The following is a 14949-nucleotide window of genomic DNA, read 5'->3' on the forward strand; positions in this document are numbered from 1 at the left end:
TGGCTGATAGGTCCGCTTCGGCCTCAGACGACCTTGCTGACCTCGAGCAGTCCCGGGTGCTTTTCATTGGCTGCATTGATGGCCGCTTCTCCGCCCAGCACCACGACATGGCCCTTGGCAGCAACGAGGTCGATGGCGTCGGCCAAAGCCAGAAAATCGGCGCGGCTGGTGGCGAGGATCTCGTCGCGCCGCTGCTGGCGCACCGCATCGCTTGTGCCGTTGAGAATGCGCCACATGGCGGAATAGCCCTTTGCATCGGGGAATTCGGGCCGGTCGAGATCACCCACCACCCCGATCACCGAACGCACGAGGTCGGTTTCGCCGATCTCTGCCCGCAGCGCCTTGGCCGCACCGTCATAGGCATCCAGCGTCTTCAACAGGTTCGGATCGCGATAGCTCAGGAAGGCAAAATTGCCTGAACTCAAGTCGAACCGGCTTGATCCGCCATAGGCCCCACCCTGCACGCGCACCTTGTCCCAGAGATAGGTGGTGTTCAGGAGCCGCAATGCCACTGCGGAAGCTGCGGACAAGTCGACGCCCATCGCCTTGAGATTGGCGCCCTTGCCCACATAATTGACCTGCGCCGGGATCACGAGACCTTCATTGCGCGGCGTGAAGTCCACGCTCCAGTCCGCGTCCATGGTCCTGCCGTCCGGCAGCCGGGTGACCAGCTGTTCCAGCGCCGCATTGGCTTCCGGCCACAGCGACGCCTCCGCGGTAAGATTGACGATCATCCGCTCGCGATTGATCAGCAGGTCGCGGATGCGCCTGAGCGTGGCTTCGACGCCATTCCAGTCGCTGTCGATGCGCTTGATCAGGTCCTTGAGGAACCCCAGATAGGTGACCCCGCTCATCTGTTCGGAAATCCAGCCTGCTTCGGTCAGGCCGGATTTGATGCGCATATCGGCGAAGGCGTTGCCCGATGGCACGAGCCGCGCCTCGAACCCCGCCTTCTCCTCCAGCGCCATCTGCCGGAAACGGTCGCGATTGGAAAGCTGCGCGTCCACCAGCACGTCGCGCATGATCGTCAGCATGTCGCCGAACGTGTCGGGCACACACTTGCCCGACAGGAAAAACCAGGCTGCAGTGCCCTCTCCGTCGGTCCGCGTAGCCAGGCCGCGATGTTGCGCCATGCCCCCCGTCGTGCGGCCGATCCGCTGCGTCAGCGATACGAAGTCTTCCTTGCTGGTCCCCGTCTGCAGCAGCGCTCTTCCGAACAGCGGCAGGTAGGGCAGCAGGTCCTTCTCGAGAACGTGGAGGTCGAAGCCGAGATCGAGGTAGAGAATGCCCAGCGTCGGCAGGTCGTGCGACAGCATCCGCACACCGGCAATGCGGCTTTCCTGGCTGGGAATGGTGCGGATGTCGCGGTCGAGATCATCAAGCGTCAGCGTCGGGATCTTGGCGAGGTCCTCGGGACGATCGACGCTTTCCTGCAATGCCTTGAGCCGTTCGGTCCGCGCCACCACGTCCTTGATCGCATTCTCGTCGAGGCCCGCCCGCACGTCCGCGAGCTTGTCGGCTTCGGTTCTGGCTTCGCGCGCACCCTGTTCCGGATCGGCTTCGAGGGTCGAGGTCAGGCGGTGCGTATTGTCGAGAAACAGCCGCCGGATTTCTGCTTCGAAATGACCCTTGGCTGCCTTGTCCTTGAGGCTCTGCAATGCACTTTCGAAGGCCAGAGGCTCAAGCGGGTCTCCACCATGCAGCCACCCGCCAAGCGCGGTGAACATATAGGTCATGCCGCGCGGATAAGAGCCGGTATTCTGCTCGCGCAGATTGAATTCGAATGTATTGATCGCCGCCGCACGCTGTTCTTCGGAAAATCCGGCGTCGGCGATTTCCGCCAGCGTGTCGAGCACCAGCGCTTCGACCTTGTCGGCATCATCGGGATCGACACCCTTGAGCCCGAAGCCGCCCATCGGCTGGCGCAGGTGGGTCGAAATCCCACCGCCGATCATGCCTTCTCCCAGTCCGCTTTCGGTAAGCTTCTTGCGCAGCGGAGCGGCGGAGTTCCCGGCCAGCAGGTAGCTCAGGAGCCCGAAGCTGAGTGTTTCCTCGCGCGTTTCGGGCGGATCGAGCATCCAGTTGACGGACACCATGCCGTCCCGCCGCTTCTCCGGATCCACCGTGCCCGCATAAGTGCCCTTGACCGTGCGCGGCGCGTTCCAGCGCGGCTGCAGCTTGACCTCCGACTTGGGATCGATGCGCTCGAATTGGTTGAAATAGTCGTCGAGGATATCGAGCCGCCGCTCCGGCGCATCGTCCCCCGAGAACACCACGCGGGCGTTGGATGGGTGATAGTAGGTTTCGTGGAAGCGCTTGAACTGCGCATAGGTGAGATCGGGGATCGCCTTGGGATCGCCGCCCGAACTCTTGCCATAGGTCGTATCCGGATAGAGCGCGTTCTGCGTCTGGGTATGCATCACCGAATCCGGCGAGGAATAAACACCCTTCATCTCGTTGAACACGACACCCTTGTAGACCAGCGGCGCATCGGGACTTTCCAGCTCGTAATGCCACCCCTCCTGTTCGAACGTGTCTTCCGAAATCAGCGGAAACAACACCGCATCGAGGTAGACGTCGACCAGGTTATAGAAGTCCTTGAGGTTCTGGCTCGCCACCGGATAGGCCGTCTTGTCCGGATAGGTCATGGCATTGAGGAAGGTATGCATCGACCCCTTGAGCAATTCCACGAAGGGCTTCTTGACCGGATACTTGCGTGATCCGCACAGCACCGAGTGTTCGAGGATATGCGCGATGCCGGTGGAGTCCTCCGGCGGCGTCTTGAACGTGATCCCGAAGACCTTGTTCTCATCGTCGTTGACGAGGCTCAACACCTCCGCCCCGGTCTTGATGTGCTTGTAGAGCAGCGCCTGGGAATTGATCTCGGCAATATGCTCGTCGCGAACAAGCTCGAAAGCGGGGTGGGACATTTCTTGACTCGTCTTCTTTTTGGTCGAGCCCCTAACCTAGGTGTGCCGGACCCGAACGGCTAGTACCACACGTCAGATTGACAAAGTGTACACTTTTCGTGTACACGGACTGGATCGATGTGTTGGGGGGCACATGGATTTCGAATGGGATGAAACGAAGCGCCTTTCGAATATTGCGAAACATAGAGTTGATTTCAGACTCGCTGTTTTCGTTTTCGATGGCCCGATGGTGTTGGAGCCGGACTTGCGCCGCGACTATGGCGAACAACGGTTCCGTGCGACTGGCTATGTTGACCAGGATTGCTTTGTTGTGGTGCATACGCGTCGAGGTGACGTCATCCGCCTGATATCGGCTTGGAGAGGTGGTCGTGATGACCGAGGAAAACATCAAGCGCTATACCCTGGCTGAGTTGCGCGAAATGCGTGACCGGGGTGACTATTTCTACGACCCCAACGCCCCCGAAGGGCCTGACCTCCCCGACAGCTTCTGGGAAAACGCCGCCCTTTTCGACACGGACCAGAAAACCTCCGTCCACCTCAAGCTCGACGCCGAAGTCTTCTTCTTCTTCAAGAGCCAGGGCAAGGGCCATATCACCCGCATGCAGGATGTGCTCAAGGCCTATGTGAAGGCGCAGAAGGCTAAGCAATCCGCAGCGCCTGCCCCCCAGGAAAAACCCGCTCGCAAAACCGGCTGATTTCCCTACCCCACCCTCTCCCTTGCGGGGAGGGTAGCGCAGCTAGGCGTCAGCCGTAACACAGCTGGGGAGGGGGTGACCCCGCCTCAAACCCCGCCGCGGATTTCCGGCTTCACGTTCTTTTCGTACCATTCGCCCAGTTGCTTCATCAGTGCCGGGAACAGGCTCTTGCGCTCGCTCGCGGCGACGTTGTCGGCGATCTGCTCCGGCTTGGAAACACCGGCGATCACCGTCGACACCTGCGGGTGATCGAGGATCCAGCGCAGCGCGAATTGGCTCATCGGCAGGCCCTCGGGGGCAAAGCCTTTCAGCGTCTGTACCAGTTCGATGCCACGCTCGAAGGGAATGCCGGAAAATGTTTCGCCCACCGAGAAGGCCGCCCCATCGCGATTGTAGCTGCGGTGATCGCTATCGGCGAACCGGGTGTCCTTGTCATACTTGCCGCTCAGCAATCCGCTGGCCAGCGGCAGCCGCACGATGATGCCGACATCCTTTTCTGCGGCCTTGGGCAACAGTTTTTCCGCCGCATCCTGGCGCAGCAGGTTGAAGATGATCTGCAGCGTCGCGCAACCCGGCTGCTCGAGGCAGATCATTCCTTCCTCGATGGTCTCGACGCTGGCACCCCAGTTCTTGACCAGGCCCTCGGCCTGGAGCTCGTCCATCCACCCGAAAATGGCGCCTTCGCGCAAGACTTCCGGCGGCACGCAGTGGAGCTGCGCCAGATCCAGCGACGCCACGCCCAGCCGCTTGGCCGATGCCGCGAGGCTCTCACGCACTGCCTGCTTGGTGTATTTGTTGGGATAAAGCGCGGCTGAGCGACCGAGCTTGGTCGCCACCACCACGTTTGGCCCCTTGGCATGGCCGCCGATACGGCTTTCGCTGAGCCCCCCGCCATAGACGTCGGCCGTGTCCCAGAAGCTGATCCCGGCACTTAGCGCATGGGTGAGGATGGCATCGGCCGTCTCGTCACCGACGGGGCCGAAATCGCCGCCCAGCTGCCAGCAGCCCAGGCCGATCTCGCTGACCTCAAAACCCGTCTTGCCCAGTCGCCGCGTCTTCATGCCGTCTCTCCTGCCGTTTCGCGCAACCTATTGGCGCCGCCGCAGGAGAACAAGGCCGTCGCGACGCACTCCCCCGTTGCTTTGTCGCGCCCCGCTCCTATTCGAAAAAGTCGGGGTAATCCTCGATCGTCTGGCTGAGCAGCATTTCTGCCCGGCCCAGATGCGCGCGCATCGCCGCTTCCGCCCCCGCCGTGTCGCCCTGGCTCACGGCCTCGGCGATCAGCTTGTGTTCGGCGATGGCGCGCTGGCTCGAGGACACACCCAGCGTCAGGTAGCGCACGCGGTCGAGCTGCATCTTGTGGTCGTCGATCAGCTGCCAGGCATATTCAACCCCGGCCAGCCGGGCGAGCGTGCGGTGGAACAGTTCGTCCTGCTTGTGGAAGCGCCGGCTGTCATTGGCGGCCGACGCTGCCTCCTGGTCGGCGATCAGCCGCTCGAGCACATCCTTGACGTCAGGGCCTGGATTGGCGGCAACCCGGCGGATGATTTCCACCTCGATGCTCTCGCGGATGAAGCGGCTCTGGCGCACCCCGTCGGGCGAAATCTTCTTGACTACCGTCGCGCGCTTCGGGCGGATCAGCAGCAGCCCCTGCTGCGCCAGCCGAATGAACGCCTCGCGCACCGGCTGGCGGGATACGCCATAGCGCCCCGCGATATCGCTTTCCGAAATCACGTCGCCGGGTTTGAGCGCCATGCTCACGATATCGTCGCGCAGCGCCACCACCACGCGGAAGGCGATGGTCCCTTCCAGCGTTTCGCTCATCCTCGTGCCGCTCCCGCCACTGTTCATCGCGGAACCATGAAGCGAACCGATCGAGTGCTGCGCGCTCTGTTTGCTGTCTTCCACAGTTATCTGCCCTCGTCCGGCCGCGGATGCCTCAAACAAACAGTACAACTCCTCAATCTTGTATGGTAGATGAATTCCGCGACTCCATCGCGGGTCGCTGGACGGAACACGCAGAGAGACCGGAGACAAGCCAATGACCAAGACCTACGCGCTCGTGGGGACCGGGGGTCGCGCCCGCATGTTCTATGAGGCGATCCTGGGCCCGCATCGCGAACAGTCGCGGCTGGTGGCCCTGTGCGACACCAATCAGGTGCGCATGGACTTCACCAATGGCGTGATCGAGCGCGAACTCTCGGGCAAGGCTGTGCCCACCTACAAGGCTGCCGATTTTGCCACCATGATCTCCGAGCAGAAGCCGGACACGGTCATCGTCACCTCCATCGATCGCACCCACCATCACTACATTATCGCGGCGCTCGAAGCGGGCTGCGACGTCATCACCGAAAAGCCGATGACCACCGACCCCGAAAAGTGCCGCGCCATCCTCGATGCCGTCGAACGCTCGGGCAAGCAGGTCCGCGTCACCTTCAACTACCGCTACGCCCCCCACAATTCCGCCTTGCGCGAGCTGATCGCCGAAGGCGCCATCGGTAAGGTCACGTCCGTCCATTTCGAATGGCTGCTCGATACCCGCCACGGCGCCGACTACTTCCGCCGCTGGCACCGCGACAAGCGCAATTCAGGCGGCCTCATGGTCCACAAGTCCACCCACCATTTCGACCTCGTCAATTTCTGGCTCGGCACCGAGCCCGAGACCGTCTTCGGCATGGGCGACCTCAAGTTCTACGGCCGCGCCAATGCCGAGGAGCGGGGCGTCTTTACGCCCTATACCCGCACCACCGGCGTCGCGGCGGCCAAGGACGATCCATTCGCCATCGATCTCACCGACAACCCGGTCCAGAAAGGCCTCTACTGGGACGGCGAAAAGGAAGACGGCTACCAGCGCGACCAGAACGTCTTCGGCGATGGCATTTCCATCGAGGACACGATGAATGTCCTCGTGCGCTACCGCAACAAGGCGGTGATGACCTATTCGCTCTATGCCTACGCGCCTTGGGAAGGGTTCAACGTCGCCATCAACGGCACGGGCGGTCGCCTCGAGCTCACCGTGCATGAAAACAGCTACATCAATGCCGGCGCCGGATCGGAAACCGAGGGCGCCGCCAAGGGCGTAAAACTCTACCATTTCCCGCTTCACGGCGAGCCGCGCGTGGTCCCGGTCAAGCATGGCGAAGGCGGTCACGGCGGCGGCGACAAGATCATGCTCGAGGAAATCTTCGGCAACGCCACCCCGCGTCCCGGCTACGGCGCCAACCACCGCGACGGCGCCCTTTCGATCCTCACCGGCATCGCCGCCAACAAGAGTTTTGCGACCGGCCTGCCCGTTGATGTGAAGACGCTGGTCAAGCTCTAGGGTTTTCAGCGGATACCCGCCCCGATCACCGCGCGGCTCCTCCCCCTTTTCAGGGGGAGGCCAGGTGGGGCTGCTCCCGCGTGATATCCGAACGCACAAAACTGCCGCGCCGCCCGAGCACGGCCCGCGCCATTGAACGAGGTGGGATTCTTCGGGCCCTACGCCCCCGGCACCGTTCGATACTGCGGGTGCCCGTCGCAGATGTCGTAATAGTCACCCTTGTCCGCGACAAAGATATGCTCGGTCACCTTGATCCCGGTCGGGCCATCGAACGCTCCGAGATTGAGGCCGATCCGCTCTCCGCCAATAAAATCGAAAAACAGCGGAGCCCCGCAGGTCGCGCAAAAGCCGCGGCGCGCCTGATCCGATGAGTGGTACCAGCGCACTGCCTCCGCACCGTGGATCGTCACGTCAGTCTTGAGAACGTCGACTCCGGCCTCGTAATTGCCGCTGGCCTTGCGGCATAGGCTGCAATGGCAAGCCGTCGCTTCCGGCAACGGACCCTCGAGCGAATATGAAACCGCCCCGCAAAGGCAGGATCCTCTGTGCATGGGCGGCTCCCGGTAAAATCAGCGGCTGAACGGCACGCTCGCGGTCAGCACGTCGCCCGAATTGTTGAACTCCACTTCGAAGTCCACCGTGATGCTCTCGCCGACCAGCAGGATGCGCGCGCCGATGCGCACGTCGCTGCCGGCGCGATCCTTGGCCTGTTCGCGCAGGTCGAAGCTGATATTGCCCCCGCTCTGGCGACCGATTGCCAGGCCCGTATAGCCGGCATTCGAACTCATCGCGGCCTCGTAGCGCCGCTCGGCCTCGTTATAGGCAATGGTACCGCTGATCGAGAGCGTCGCGTTCACGAGCGTACAGCGGCCGGTATAATTGATCTTGTTGAGATTGCCCTGCGACACGCCGAGACGGCAGCGGAAGGGCTCCGGCTGGTCTCCGCCCACCAGTGCGCCTTCGCCGCGCCAGTCACCGATATAGGAATCGAGCAGGTCGATCTCCCCTGCCGCATGGCTCGCCACCGGAGCCAGAACAGATCCCGACAGCGCCAAAGCGACCATGGTCGCACGCAGCAATTTCCTCACGTATTCCCCCATCAAAGCGCGCCCGCAGGCTAGTTCTGCCAGTAACAGGTTACGGGCACCAGTAAAAATATCCAGCAATTGACGGCATTGTTACGAATCGAGCACCCACTAACGGATAAGGAACCTCCTTGGACGCATAGTGCCCCATAGAGGGGTTTGCGGGGGGACCAGCGCTCATGACTTCCGGGCCGATCATCGATGCGCGAGATGTGGATTATTCCCTGCAGATTGCCGGGCGTCCGCTCCACATCCTGCGCAAGGTCTCGCTGCGTGTCCAACCCGCCGAAGTCGTTGCCATCGTTGGTCCGTCGGGCAGCGGCAAGACATCCTTGCTGATGCTCCTCGCCGGGCTCGAAAAGGCAACCGGCGGCACGGTCAACGTCAATGGCAGCAATCTCAATGCCATGAACGAGGATGAGCTGGCCCGCTTTCGCCGTCACACGCTCGGCATCGTCTTCCAGTCCTTCCATCTCATTCCATCGCTGACCGCTCTCGACAATGTCGGGCTGGCGCTCGAAATTGCCGAACCGGATCTGTCCATGGCCGCCATCCGCGAGAAGGCCGCTGCCGCCCTTGCCGCGGTTGGCCTCGGCGATCGCCTCGATCACCGGCCCACCGCCCTGTCGGGCGGCGAACAGCAGCGCGTCGGCCTCGCGCGCGCCACTGTCGCCAACCTGCCCCTGCTGCTTGCCGACGAGCCTACCGGCAATCTGGACCAGAAGACCGGTGCCATCGTCGTCAACCTGATGTTCGATCTGGCGCGGCGCAACAATACCGCAGTCGTGCTGATCACCCACGATCCGGCGCTCGCCGCGCGCGCGGACCGCGTCTACACCATGACCCAGGGCCAGTTCACCGAAACCACCAGCAAGATCGCATCGGTGGAGAGCTGATGCGTTCGCTCTGGGCTGCCACCCGCATCGGCCTGCTCGACATGCGCGGCGACCTGAGGCGCTTCCTGCTCCTCGTCGTCTGCCTTGCCGTCGGCACGGCCCTCATAGCCGGCGTCAACTCCGTGGGCACCAGCATCACCCGGGCCGTCGAAGTCGGCGCAGCCGAAATCATGGGCGGCGATATCGAACTGTCGCGCGCCGACCGCCTCGCGACGCCGGATGAACTGGCCGCCATGCAGGTATTGGGCGAGGTCGTCCTGACTGTCGACACCAATCTGCGCGCTGAAACCTTCGAGGACGAGGCCTTCGCCGATGTCAGCGCCGTGGGGCGCAACTATCCGCTGCTCGGCAGCGTGCGCAGCCCCCAGCTCCAGGGCGACCGTAGCCTCGCCGATCTGCTGGCGCTCGATGCCGAAGAGCGCCCCGGCGCCCTCGTGGACGGCATCATGCTCGACCAGTTGGGTCTCTCCATCGGCGACAGCTTCGGCCTGGGCGGCACCGAATTCGTGGTGCGCGGCACGCTCGGCCAGTTGCCCGACGGCCCGGTGCGTGGCTTCCGTCTGGGCATGCCCGTGCTGATTTCCATCGACGGCTTCGGCGTCGTCAGCGACCGCACTTCGCCTCTGCCCGGTCTTGGCACCTGGTATCGCTACAAGATTCTCCTTGCCGATCGCGACGTTGACGCCGGGCTGCAGGCCGCGGTCGACACCATCCCCGACAGCGGCTGGACCTTCCGCACCGCGCGCGACAGCCTGGGCCAGATGGTGCGCTACTACGATCTGTTCATGCGCTTCCTGGTCATTGTCGGCCTTGGCTCCCTGCTGATCGGCGGCGTCAGCGTCTGGACCGGCATGCGCGCCTATATCGCCGAACGCTCCAGCGTCATTGCCGTCTTGCGCTCCATCGGCGCAGGGCGCTCGCGCGTTTTCATCCACTTCCTGGCCCAGGTCGCGGCCCTCGCCCTTGTCGGCGTGGGCATCGGCCTCGTCGCCGGCGCCAGCGTAGCCTGGTTCATCCTGCCTTCCATCGGCGCAGCGGTCGGCATCCCCCTGGCGCCTGCCATCCATCTTCAGCCTCTGCTGGTGGCTGCGGGCACCGGCCTTGTCACCGCCTTCGCCTTCGCCTACCTGCCCCTGCAACAAGCCCAGACCATTCGGCCGGTCCTGCTGTTTCGCTCCAAGGGTCTCGATGCGCCGCCGGTCGATTGGCCTGCGCTTTTGCTCTCCTGGCAGGTCCTGCCCCTGCTGGCCGCCATCCTGGCCTTCTTCTTCCTTGCCTGGCTGATGACCGACGATCCCGCATTGGTTCTCGCCTTCGGCATGGCCAGTGCGCTCGGCGCCATTCTCTTCCAGGTCTTCATCCGCCTGGCCCAGGCCGGCCTCCGGCGTCTCCCCGAAGCCGGGCCGCGCATCTGGCGCCATGCCATCCACAACATTGCAGGCGCCGGTCAGAATGCGGCCACTGTCGCGGTCTCGGCCGGGATGGCGCTTTCGATGCTGATCATCGTCCTCGTCATGCAGGCCAACCTGCAGCAGGAATTCCTCGGTGCCTCGGCCTTTGATGCCCCCACCCTGGTCGGCTCGGACCTCTTCCCCGACGAGGTCGTCCAGCTCGACGAACTGACCGCCCGCGGCAACGGCATCAGCCGCTTCGTCTCGACCCCCATGCTGCGCGGGACGCTGGCCGATGTGAAAGGCACGCCCGCCGCGGACCTCGTCACTCGCGGCCCCGAGGCGACCTTCCTGCTCGCCGGAGAAGTCCCGCTCACCTTCCGCGCCCAGCTGCCCGCATCGTCTCGGGTCACGGCGGGCGAATGGTGGCCGGAGGACTATGCCGGCCCCGGTCTTGTCAGCCTCCATCAGAGCCTCCGCAACGGGCTCGGCGTCGATCTTGGCGACACGCTGACCTTTTCCATCTTCGGCGAGCCGGTGACAGTCACCGTCGCCAGTTTCCGCGACTACTCATGGCAAGGCGGCATCGACTTCCTCGCCACCTTCTCGCCCGGCGTACTCGACAACTATCCCACCACGCTCTTTGCGGCCGTCACGGCCCTTCCCGGCGACGAGGAAGCCGTCGGGCGGCTGCTGGCGTCCGAGCTTCCCGACATCCGCTTCATCTCAGTGGGCGACACGCTCAAGCAAGTCACCGATGCGCTGGGCCAGCTGTCCTTCGCGGCAAGCCTGGTGGGTAGCCTTGCCGTCGGCAACGGCCTGCTCGTGCTCATAGGCAGCCTCGCTACCGGTCGCCGCCAGCGCGAGGCCGATGCGGTCATCACCAAGGTGCTGGGCGCCACCCGCTCCGAACTTATCGCCACCGCCGCCCTGCAATATCTGATCCTGGCGCTGCTCGCCGCAATCCCGGCGCTGGCGATTGGGCTCGGCCTCGGCCGCGTCGTCAGCGGCCTCATGCTGGCCGTCGAGTTCACGGTTCAGCTCGATATCGTCTTCGTGGTGCTGGCCATCGCCATCGCCATCACCGCCACCCTGGGCGCCATGACCATCTGGCGCGCCGTCTCGACCAGACCCGCCCTCCTGCTGCGCGATCTCTAGCCCCCGCCGACAACCGCCACCGCTCCGCCCTTGCATCACCCCCAAGGGCGGATCCGTGGATAGGTGTCGAATTACGGTAGCTGAGCCTCTCCCCTCCTGCGTCATTGCCGGGCTCGTCCCGGCAATCCATCTTCCACCCGCGCAATGCCCCACCGCCCGGCTCCGTGGTGACATATGCCCAAAGCGCGTCCCTTCCTCACGAAAGCGCCTCGGCGAGGAGGTCGAAGACCAGCCGGATCCGCCGGCTGGTATGGAGCTCCCGATGCGTCACCAGCCATACCGGCACAGGGATCGGCTCGAGCCCCGGAAGGGCCTCAACCACATCGGGGGTCACGCGCCCGACCGCCTCCACCATGCCGCCGAGACCCATGCCGCGCCGCACCCATTCCCAGCCCGTCAGGCCGCTTTGCGTTGCCAGACGAAAATTGGCGTCCGTCAGCGGCACCCCGCGCGCGCGCATTACGACGATGAAGTCTGCATTGCCCTCCAGCGCCCCGATGAAGTCACCGCGCGCCAGGTCCTGCCCGGTTTTCGGGTGCCCCATCCGCTCCAGCAGGTCCGGCGTCGCATAGACCTGCCCGGACGTGTCCCGGCAGCGCCGGGCAATCAGCCCGTCCTGTTCGGGCCGGACATGGCGGATGGCGATATCCGCCTCGCGCCGCAGGAGATCGCTGATCGACCCGGTCGCCAGGACTTCGATCCGGATGGCGGGCGCCTCCCGGCGGATCCGCTCCAGCATCGGCGGCAGCACATATCCCGCATAGATATCGGCCACCGTGAGCCGCACCGTTCCCTCGATGGCCTGCGATTGCCCGGTCGCGGTCAGCGCGACGCGCTCCGCCGCCTCGCCCATCGTCTTGAGATGTTCCACCAGCTGCCGTCCGGCCTCGGTCAGCACCAGACGTCGCCCGACGCGCTCGAACAGCACGAGCCCGAGCGTGTCCTCCAGTGCCGCCACCTGCCGGCCCAGCGTCGGCTGAGTGAGATTGAGCCGCTTGGCCGCCGCCGACAACGATCCGGCTTCTACCGTCACCAGCAGCGCCCGCAATTGGTTCCAGTCCGGCGTCATGCGTCCCCTCCTTTATGCATATAAGCATAACGATCCTGCCAATTTCTTCAATTTCGTTCCGATATGCGGGACGCTAATCTCCATCCATTGCTTGCGAGGAGACTGCCGAAATGGCTGAGATGAGTGCGTTCTGGGACCGTCTGGCGGACCGCTATGCCGCCCAGCCCATTGCCGATGAAACGGCCTATCGCACCAAGCTCCAGCGCACGCGCGCTCTGCTCGGGCCCGATATGGATATCTTCGAATTCGGCTGCGGCACCGGCAGCACCGCCCTCACCCACGCCCCCTACGTCCGCTCGGTCCGCGGCGTGGACTTTTCAGCGCGGATGGTCGAGATCGCCCGCGACAAGGCCAATGCATCGGGCATCACCAATGTTACCTTCGAACAGGGCGACATCACCGCCATGACGATCCCGGCCACCAGCTATGACGTGGTGCTCGGGCTCTCCATCCTCCATCTGCTGCGCGACCGTCACGCCGTCCTGTCCCGCGTCTTTGACATGCTCAAGCCCGGCGGCCGGTTCGTCTCGAGCACCGCCTGCCTCGGCGGGCCGCTCAAGCTCCTCACCCCGGTCGCGGCCATCGGGAGGGCATTGGGCAAGCTTCCCCAGATCGGGTTCATGAGCCACGCCGAATTGCGCAGCGACCTGGTCCGCGCCGGCTTCACAATCGAACAGGACTGGCAGCCCAAGGCCGGCGCCGCCGTCTTCATCGTCGCGCGCAAGCCCGGATGATCAATTTGTGGACCGCGTGTCCGCATCGCATCCGAATCGGTGACGCTTCGTGCTAACAGTCTGCTAGCAAATTGCCCTCGTGCGTCAGACTTCCGCTGGAAACGTGACGCATCCAGCCGGAGAAATGATGCAGGTTGCCATCGACATGGGACAAAGCCGCACGGACGGCGCTGCCCATATGGATCTCGAGGAATTGCTGGCTACGCGCTTGTTGGTGCAGGGAAATTCCGGCTCCGGCAAGTCGCACCTGCTGCGCCGCCTGCTTGAGCAGTCCGCGCCGTGGGTGCAGCAATGCGTCGTCGATCCCGAGGGCGATTTCGTGACCCTTGCCGACAAGTTCGGCCACCTCGTCGTCGATGCCACCCGCACCGAAGCCGAACTCACGCGCATCGCCGCGCGCGTTCGCCAGCATCGCGTATCGGTCGTCCTCAACCTCGAAGGCCTTGATGTAGAACAACAAATGCGCGCCGCCGCGGCCTTTCTCGGCGGCATGTTCGATGCCGATCGCGACTACTGGTACCCGGTTCTGGTGGTCGTCGACGAAGCCCAGCTCTTCGCGCCCGCCGCGGCCGGCGAAGTGTCCGACGAGGCCCGCAAGCTCTCGCTCGGCGCCATGACCAATCTCATGTGCCGCGGCCGCAAGCGCGGTCTCGCCGGCGTCATCGCCACCCAGCGCCTCGCCAAGCTGGCCAAGAACGTGGCGGCGGAAGCTTCTAACTTCTTGATGGGACGCACTTTTCTTGACATTGATATGGCGCGCGCCGCTGATCTCCTAGGCATGGATCGTCGCCAGGCGGAACAGTTCCGCGATCTCGCTCGCGGCCATTTCGTCGCCCTCGGCCCGGCCATTTCGCGCCGTCCGCTGCCTATAACCATCGGCGCGGTCGAAACCTCGGCCCGCTCGACGAGCCCAAAGCTGACCCCGCTCCCCGATGCTCCGGCCGATGCCGCCGACCTCATCTTTACCCAGGATCCGAAAGAGCTGACGCGCCCCGTCGTGCGCCGCCCACCGCCGCCCCCGCCCCCGTCCACCAATGAACTCCTGGCTCAGGTGGCCCGCGCGCGGGCCGAACGCGAACCTGAGCCGACGACGCTGTTCCCGGAAATCGACGAAGCCGAGCGCGAGGAAACCATCCGCACGGTCATGGCCGAACTGATGAGCGATCCCGATGCCGGCTTCCGCAACACAGCCCAGCTTTACCAGGATTTCCTGGTGCGCTGCCGCATCCGCCGGGTGCCCGGAGAACCCCCGGCCTTGCCCGCCTTCAAGCGGCTGCTTGCCGTGGCGCGCGTCGCGCCCGACGAAGAAACCGCAGCGTCCGACGGCTGGCAGCAGGCGCTGACCCTGTCCGAAACGCTGACCGATGACGTCCAGGGCGTCTTCCTTGTCCTCGCCCAGGCCGCGCTGACCGGGGCGTCCTGCCCCTCCGACGCCACCCTGGCGCGGCTGTACGGCACCCACTCGGCGAGCCGCGCCCGGCGACTTCTGACATGGTTTGAGGAGCGCGGTCTCATCGTGTTGCGCACCGATTTCCGCGGCCAGCGCATCGCCGCCTTCCCCGATCTTGGCGCCGAAACCGCGCCGGGAGACCCGGCTGGCCCCGACATCCTCGCGCCCGAACGTGGCGCCGCGGAGTAAGCCCGCCACACCATCTGCACGCGATGGGCG

General features: G+C 64.3%; 13 protein-coding genes. 7 read left to right on the forward strand and 6 right to left on the reverse strand.

The features are described 5' to 3' along the window. Positions 1–23: 23 nt before the first annotated feature. Positions 24–2930 (reverse strand): insulinase family protein, encoded by a 2907-nt coding sequence (locus CCK88_RS12010; protein ID WP_086470648.1) that lies wholly within the window; start codon positions 2928–2930, stop codon positions 24–26. Between the two features lie 133 nt (positions 2931–3063). On the opposite strand from CCK88_RS12010, the gene CCK88_RS18895 reads away from it, so the two are divergent. Next, positions 3064–3339: a BrnT family toxin gene (locus CCK88_RS18895; protein ID WP_086470649.1), complete on the forward strand. Its 276-nt coding sequence runs from the start codon at positions 3064–3066 to the stop codon at positions 3337–3339. Continuing rightward, positions 3302–3625 (forward strand): BrnA antitoxin family protein, encoded by a 324-nt coding sequence (locus CCK88_RS12020; RefSeq protein ID WP_086470650.1) that lies wholly within the window; start codon positions 3302–3304, stop codon positions 3623–3625. The genes CCK88_RS18895 and CCK88_RS12020 overlap by 38 nt, the downstream gene beginning before the upstream one ends. 86 nt (positions 3626–3711) lie before the next feature. Here the strand turns inward: CCK88_RS12020 and CCK88_RS12025 are convergent, their stop codons facing one another. Both CCK88_RS12025 and CCK88_RS12030 read right to left on the reverse strand, forming a co-directional pair. Beyond that, positions 3712–4686: an aldo/keto reductase gene (locus CCK88_RS12025; protein WP_086470651.1), complete on the reverse strand. Its 975-nt coding sequence runs from the start codon at positions 4684–4686 to the stop codon at positions 3712–3714. 97 nt (positions 4687–4783) lie between these two features. Next, complete coding sequence (locus CCK88_RS12030; protein WP_170926448.1) at positions 4784–5449, reverse strand: GntR family transcriptional regulator; 666 nt, start codon at positions 5447–5449, stop codon at positions 4784–4786. A gap of 217 nt (positions 5450–5666) precedes the next feature. Between CCK88_RS12030 and CCK88_RS12035 the strand changes: the two genes are divergently transcribed. Continuing rightward, complete coding sequence (locus tag CCK88_RS12035) at positions 5667–6947, forward strand: Gfo/Idh/MocA family protein (RefSeq protein WP_086470653.1); 1281 nt, start codon at positions 5667–5669, stop codon at positions 6945–6947. A gap of 158 nt (positions 6948–7105) precedes the next feature. Here the strand turns inward: CCK88_RS12035 and CCK88_RS12040 are convergent, their stop codons facing one another. Both CCK88_RS12040 and CCK88_RS12045 read right to left on the reverse strand, forming a co-directional pair. After that, positions 7106–7498, reverse strand: coding sequence for a GFA family protein (locus tag CCK88_RS12040; protein WP_086470654.1), 393 nt, complete (start codon positions 7496–7498; stop codon positions 7106–7108). Between the two features lie 18 nt (positions 7499–7516). Further along, complete coding sequence (locus CCK88_RS12045) at positions 7517–8047, reverse strand: heme-binding beta-barrel domain-containing protein (RefSeq protein WP_170926449.1); 531 nt, start codon at positions 8045–8047, stop codon at positions 7517–7519. Between the two features lie 164 nt (positions 8048–8211). Between CCK88_RS12045 and CCK88_RS12050 the strand changes: the two genes are divergently transcribed. Together CCK88_RS12050 and CCK88_RS12055 are read left to right on the forward strand one after the other, a co-directional pair. Then, complete coding sequence (locus CCK88_RS12050) at positions 8212–8928, forward strand: ABC transporter ATP-binding protein (protein WP_086470656.1); 717 nt, start codon at positions 8212–8214, stop codon at positions 8926–8928. Next, positions 8928–11477, forward strand: a complete 2550-nt coding sequence (locus CCK88_RS12055) for an ABC transporter permease (RefSeq protein ID WP_086470657.1) — start codon at positions 8928–8930, stop codon at positions 11475–11477. Before CCK88_RS12050 ends, CCK88_RS12055 begins: the two co-directional genes overlap by 1 nt. A gap of 196 nt (positions 11478–11673) precedes the next feature. Here the strand turns inward: CCK88_RS12055 and CCK88_RS12060 are convergent, their stop codons facing one another. Further along, a complete protein-coding gene (locus CCK88_RS12060) occupies positions 11674–12546 on the reverse strand; it encodes a LysR family transcriptional regulator (protein WP_086470658.1) in 873 nt (290 codons plus the stop codon). 110 nt (positions 12547–12656) lie between these two features. On the opposite strand from CCK88_RS12060, the gene CCK88_RS12065 reads away from it, so the two are divergent. Together CCK88_RS12065 and CCK88_RS12070 are read left to right on the forward strand one after the other, a co-directional pair. Further along, on the forward strand, positions 12657–13280 hold the full coding sequence (locus tag CCK88_RS12065; protein WP_086470659.1) for a class I SAM-dependent methyltransferase: 624 nt from the start codon (positions 12657–12659) through the stop codon (positions 13278–13280). A 127-nt stretch (positions 13281–13407) separates the two neighbouring features. Continuing rightward, the gene (locus tag CCK88_RS12070) at positions 13408–14919 is read left to right on the forward strand and encodes a helicase HerA domain-containing protein (protein WP_425290623.1); all 1512 of its coding nucleotides are present in this window, start codon (positions 13408–13410) and stop codon (positions 14917–14919) included. Positions 14920–14949: the final 30 nt, after the last annotated feature.

This window comes from Devosia lucknowensis (assembly GCF_900177655.1).
Classification (GTDB): domain Bacteria; phylum Pseudomonadota; class Alphaproteobacteria; order Rhizobiales; family Devosiaceae; genus Devosia; species Devosia lucknowensis.

Bases quoted from the DNA above. Each gene is read 5' to 3' on its own strand.
- CCK88_RS12030 (WP_170926448.1), bottom strand. From the start codon at position 5,449: ATGAGCGAAACGCTGGAAGGGACCATCGCCTTCCGCGTGGTGGTGGCG.
- CCK88_RS12045 (WP_170926449.1), bottom strand. From the start codon at position 8,047: ATGGGGGAATACGTGAGGAAATTGCTGCGTGCGACCATGGTCGCTTTG.
- CCK88_RS12010 (WP_086470648.1), bottom strand. From the start codon at position 2,930: ATGTCCCACCCCGCTTTCGAGCTTGTTCGCGACGAGCATATTGCCGAG.
- CCK88_RS12020 (WP_086470650.1), top strand. From the start codon at position 3,302: ATGACCGAGGAAAACATCAAGCGCTATACCCTGGCTGAGTTGCGCGAA.
- CCK88_RS12040 (WP_086470654.1), bottom strand. From the start codon at position 7,498: ATGCACAGAGGATCCTGCCTTTGCGGGGCGGTTTCATATTCGCTCGAG.
- CCK88_RS12070 (WP_425290623.1), top strand. From the start codon at position 13,408: ATGCAGGTTGCCATCGACATGGGACAAAGCCGCACGGACGGCGCTGCC.
- CCK88_RS12065 (WP_086470659.1), top strand. From the start codon at position 12,657: ATGGCTGAGATGAGTGCGTTCTGGGACCGTCTGGCGGACCGCTATGCC.
- CCK88_RS12050 (WP_086470656.1), top strand. From the start codon at position 8,212: ATGACTTCCGGGCCGATCATCGATGCGCGAGATGTGGATTATTCCCTG.
- CCK88_RS18895 (WP_086470649.1), top strand. From the start codon at position 3,064: ATGGATTTCGAATGGGATGAAACGAAGCGCCTTTCGAATATTGCGAAA.
- CCK88_RS12060 (WP_086470658.1), bottom strand. From the start codon at position 12,546: ATGACGCCGGACTGGAACCAATTGCGGGCGCTGCTGGTGACGGTAGAA.
- CCK88_RS12025 (WP_086470651.1), bottom strand. From the start codon at position 4,686: ATGAAGACGCGGCGACTGGGCAAGACGGGTTTTGAGGTCAGCGAGATC.
- CCK88_RS12035 (WP_086470653.1), top strand. From the start codon at position 5,667: ATGACCAAGACCTACGCGCTCGTGGGGACCGGGGGTCGCGCCCGCATG.
- CCK88_RS12055 (WP_086470657.1), top strand. From the start codon at position 8,928: ATGCGTTCGCTCTGGGCTGCCACCCGCATCGGCCTGCTCGACATGCGC.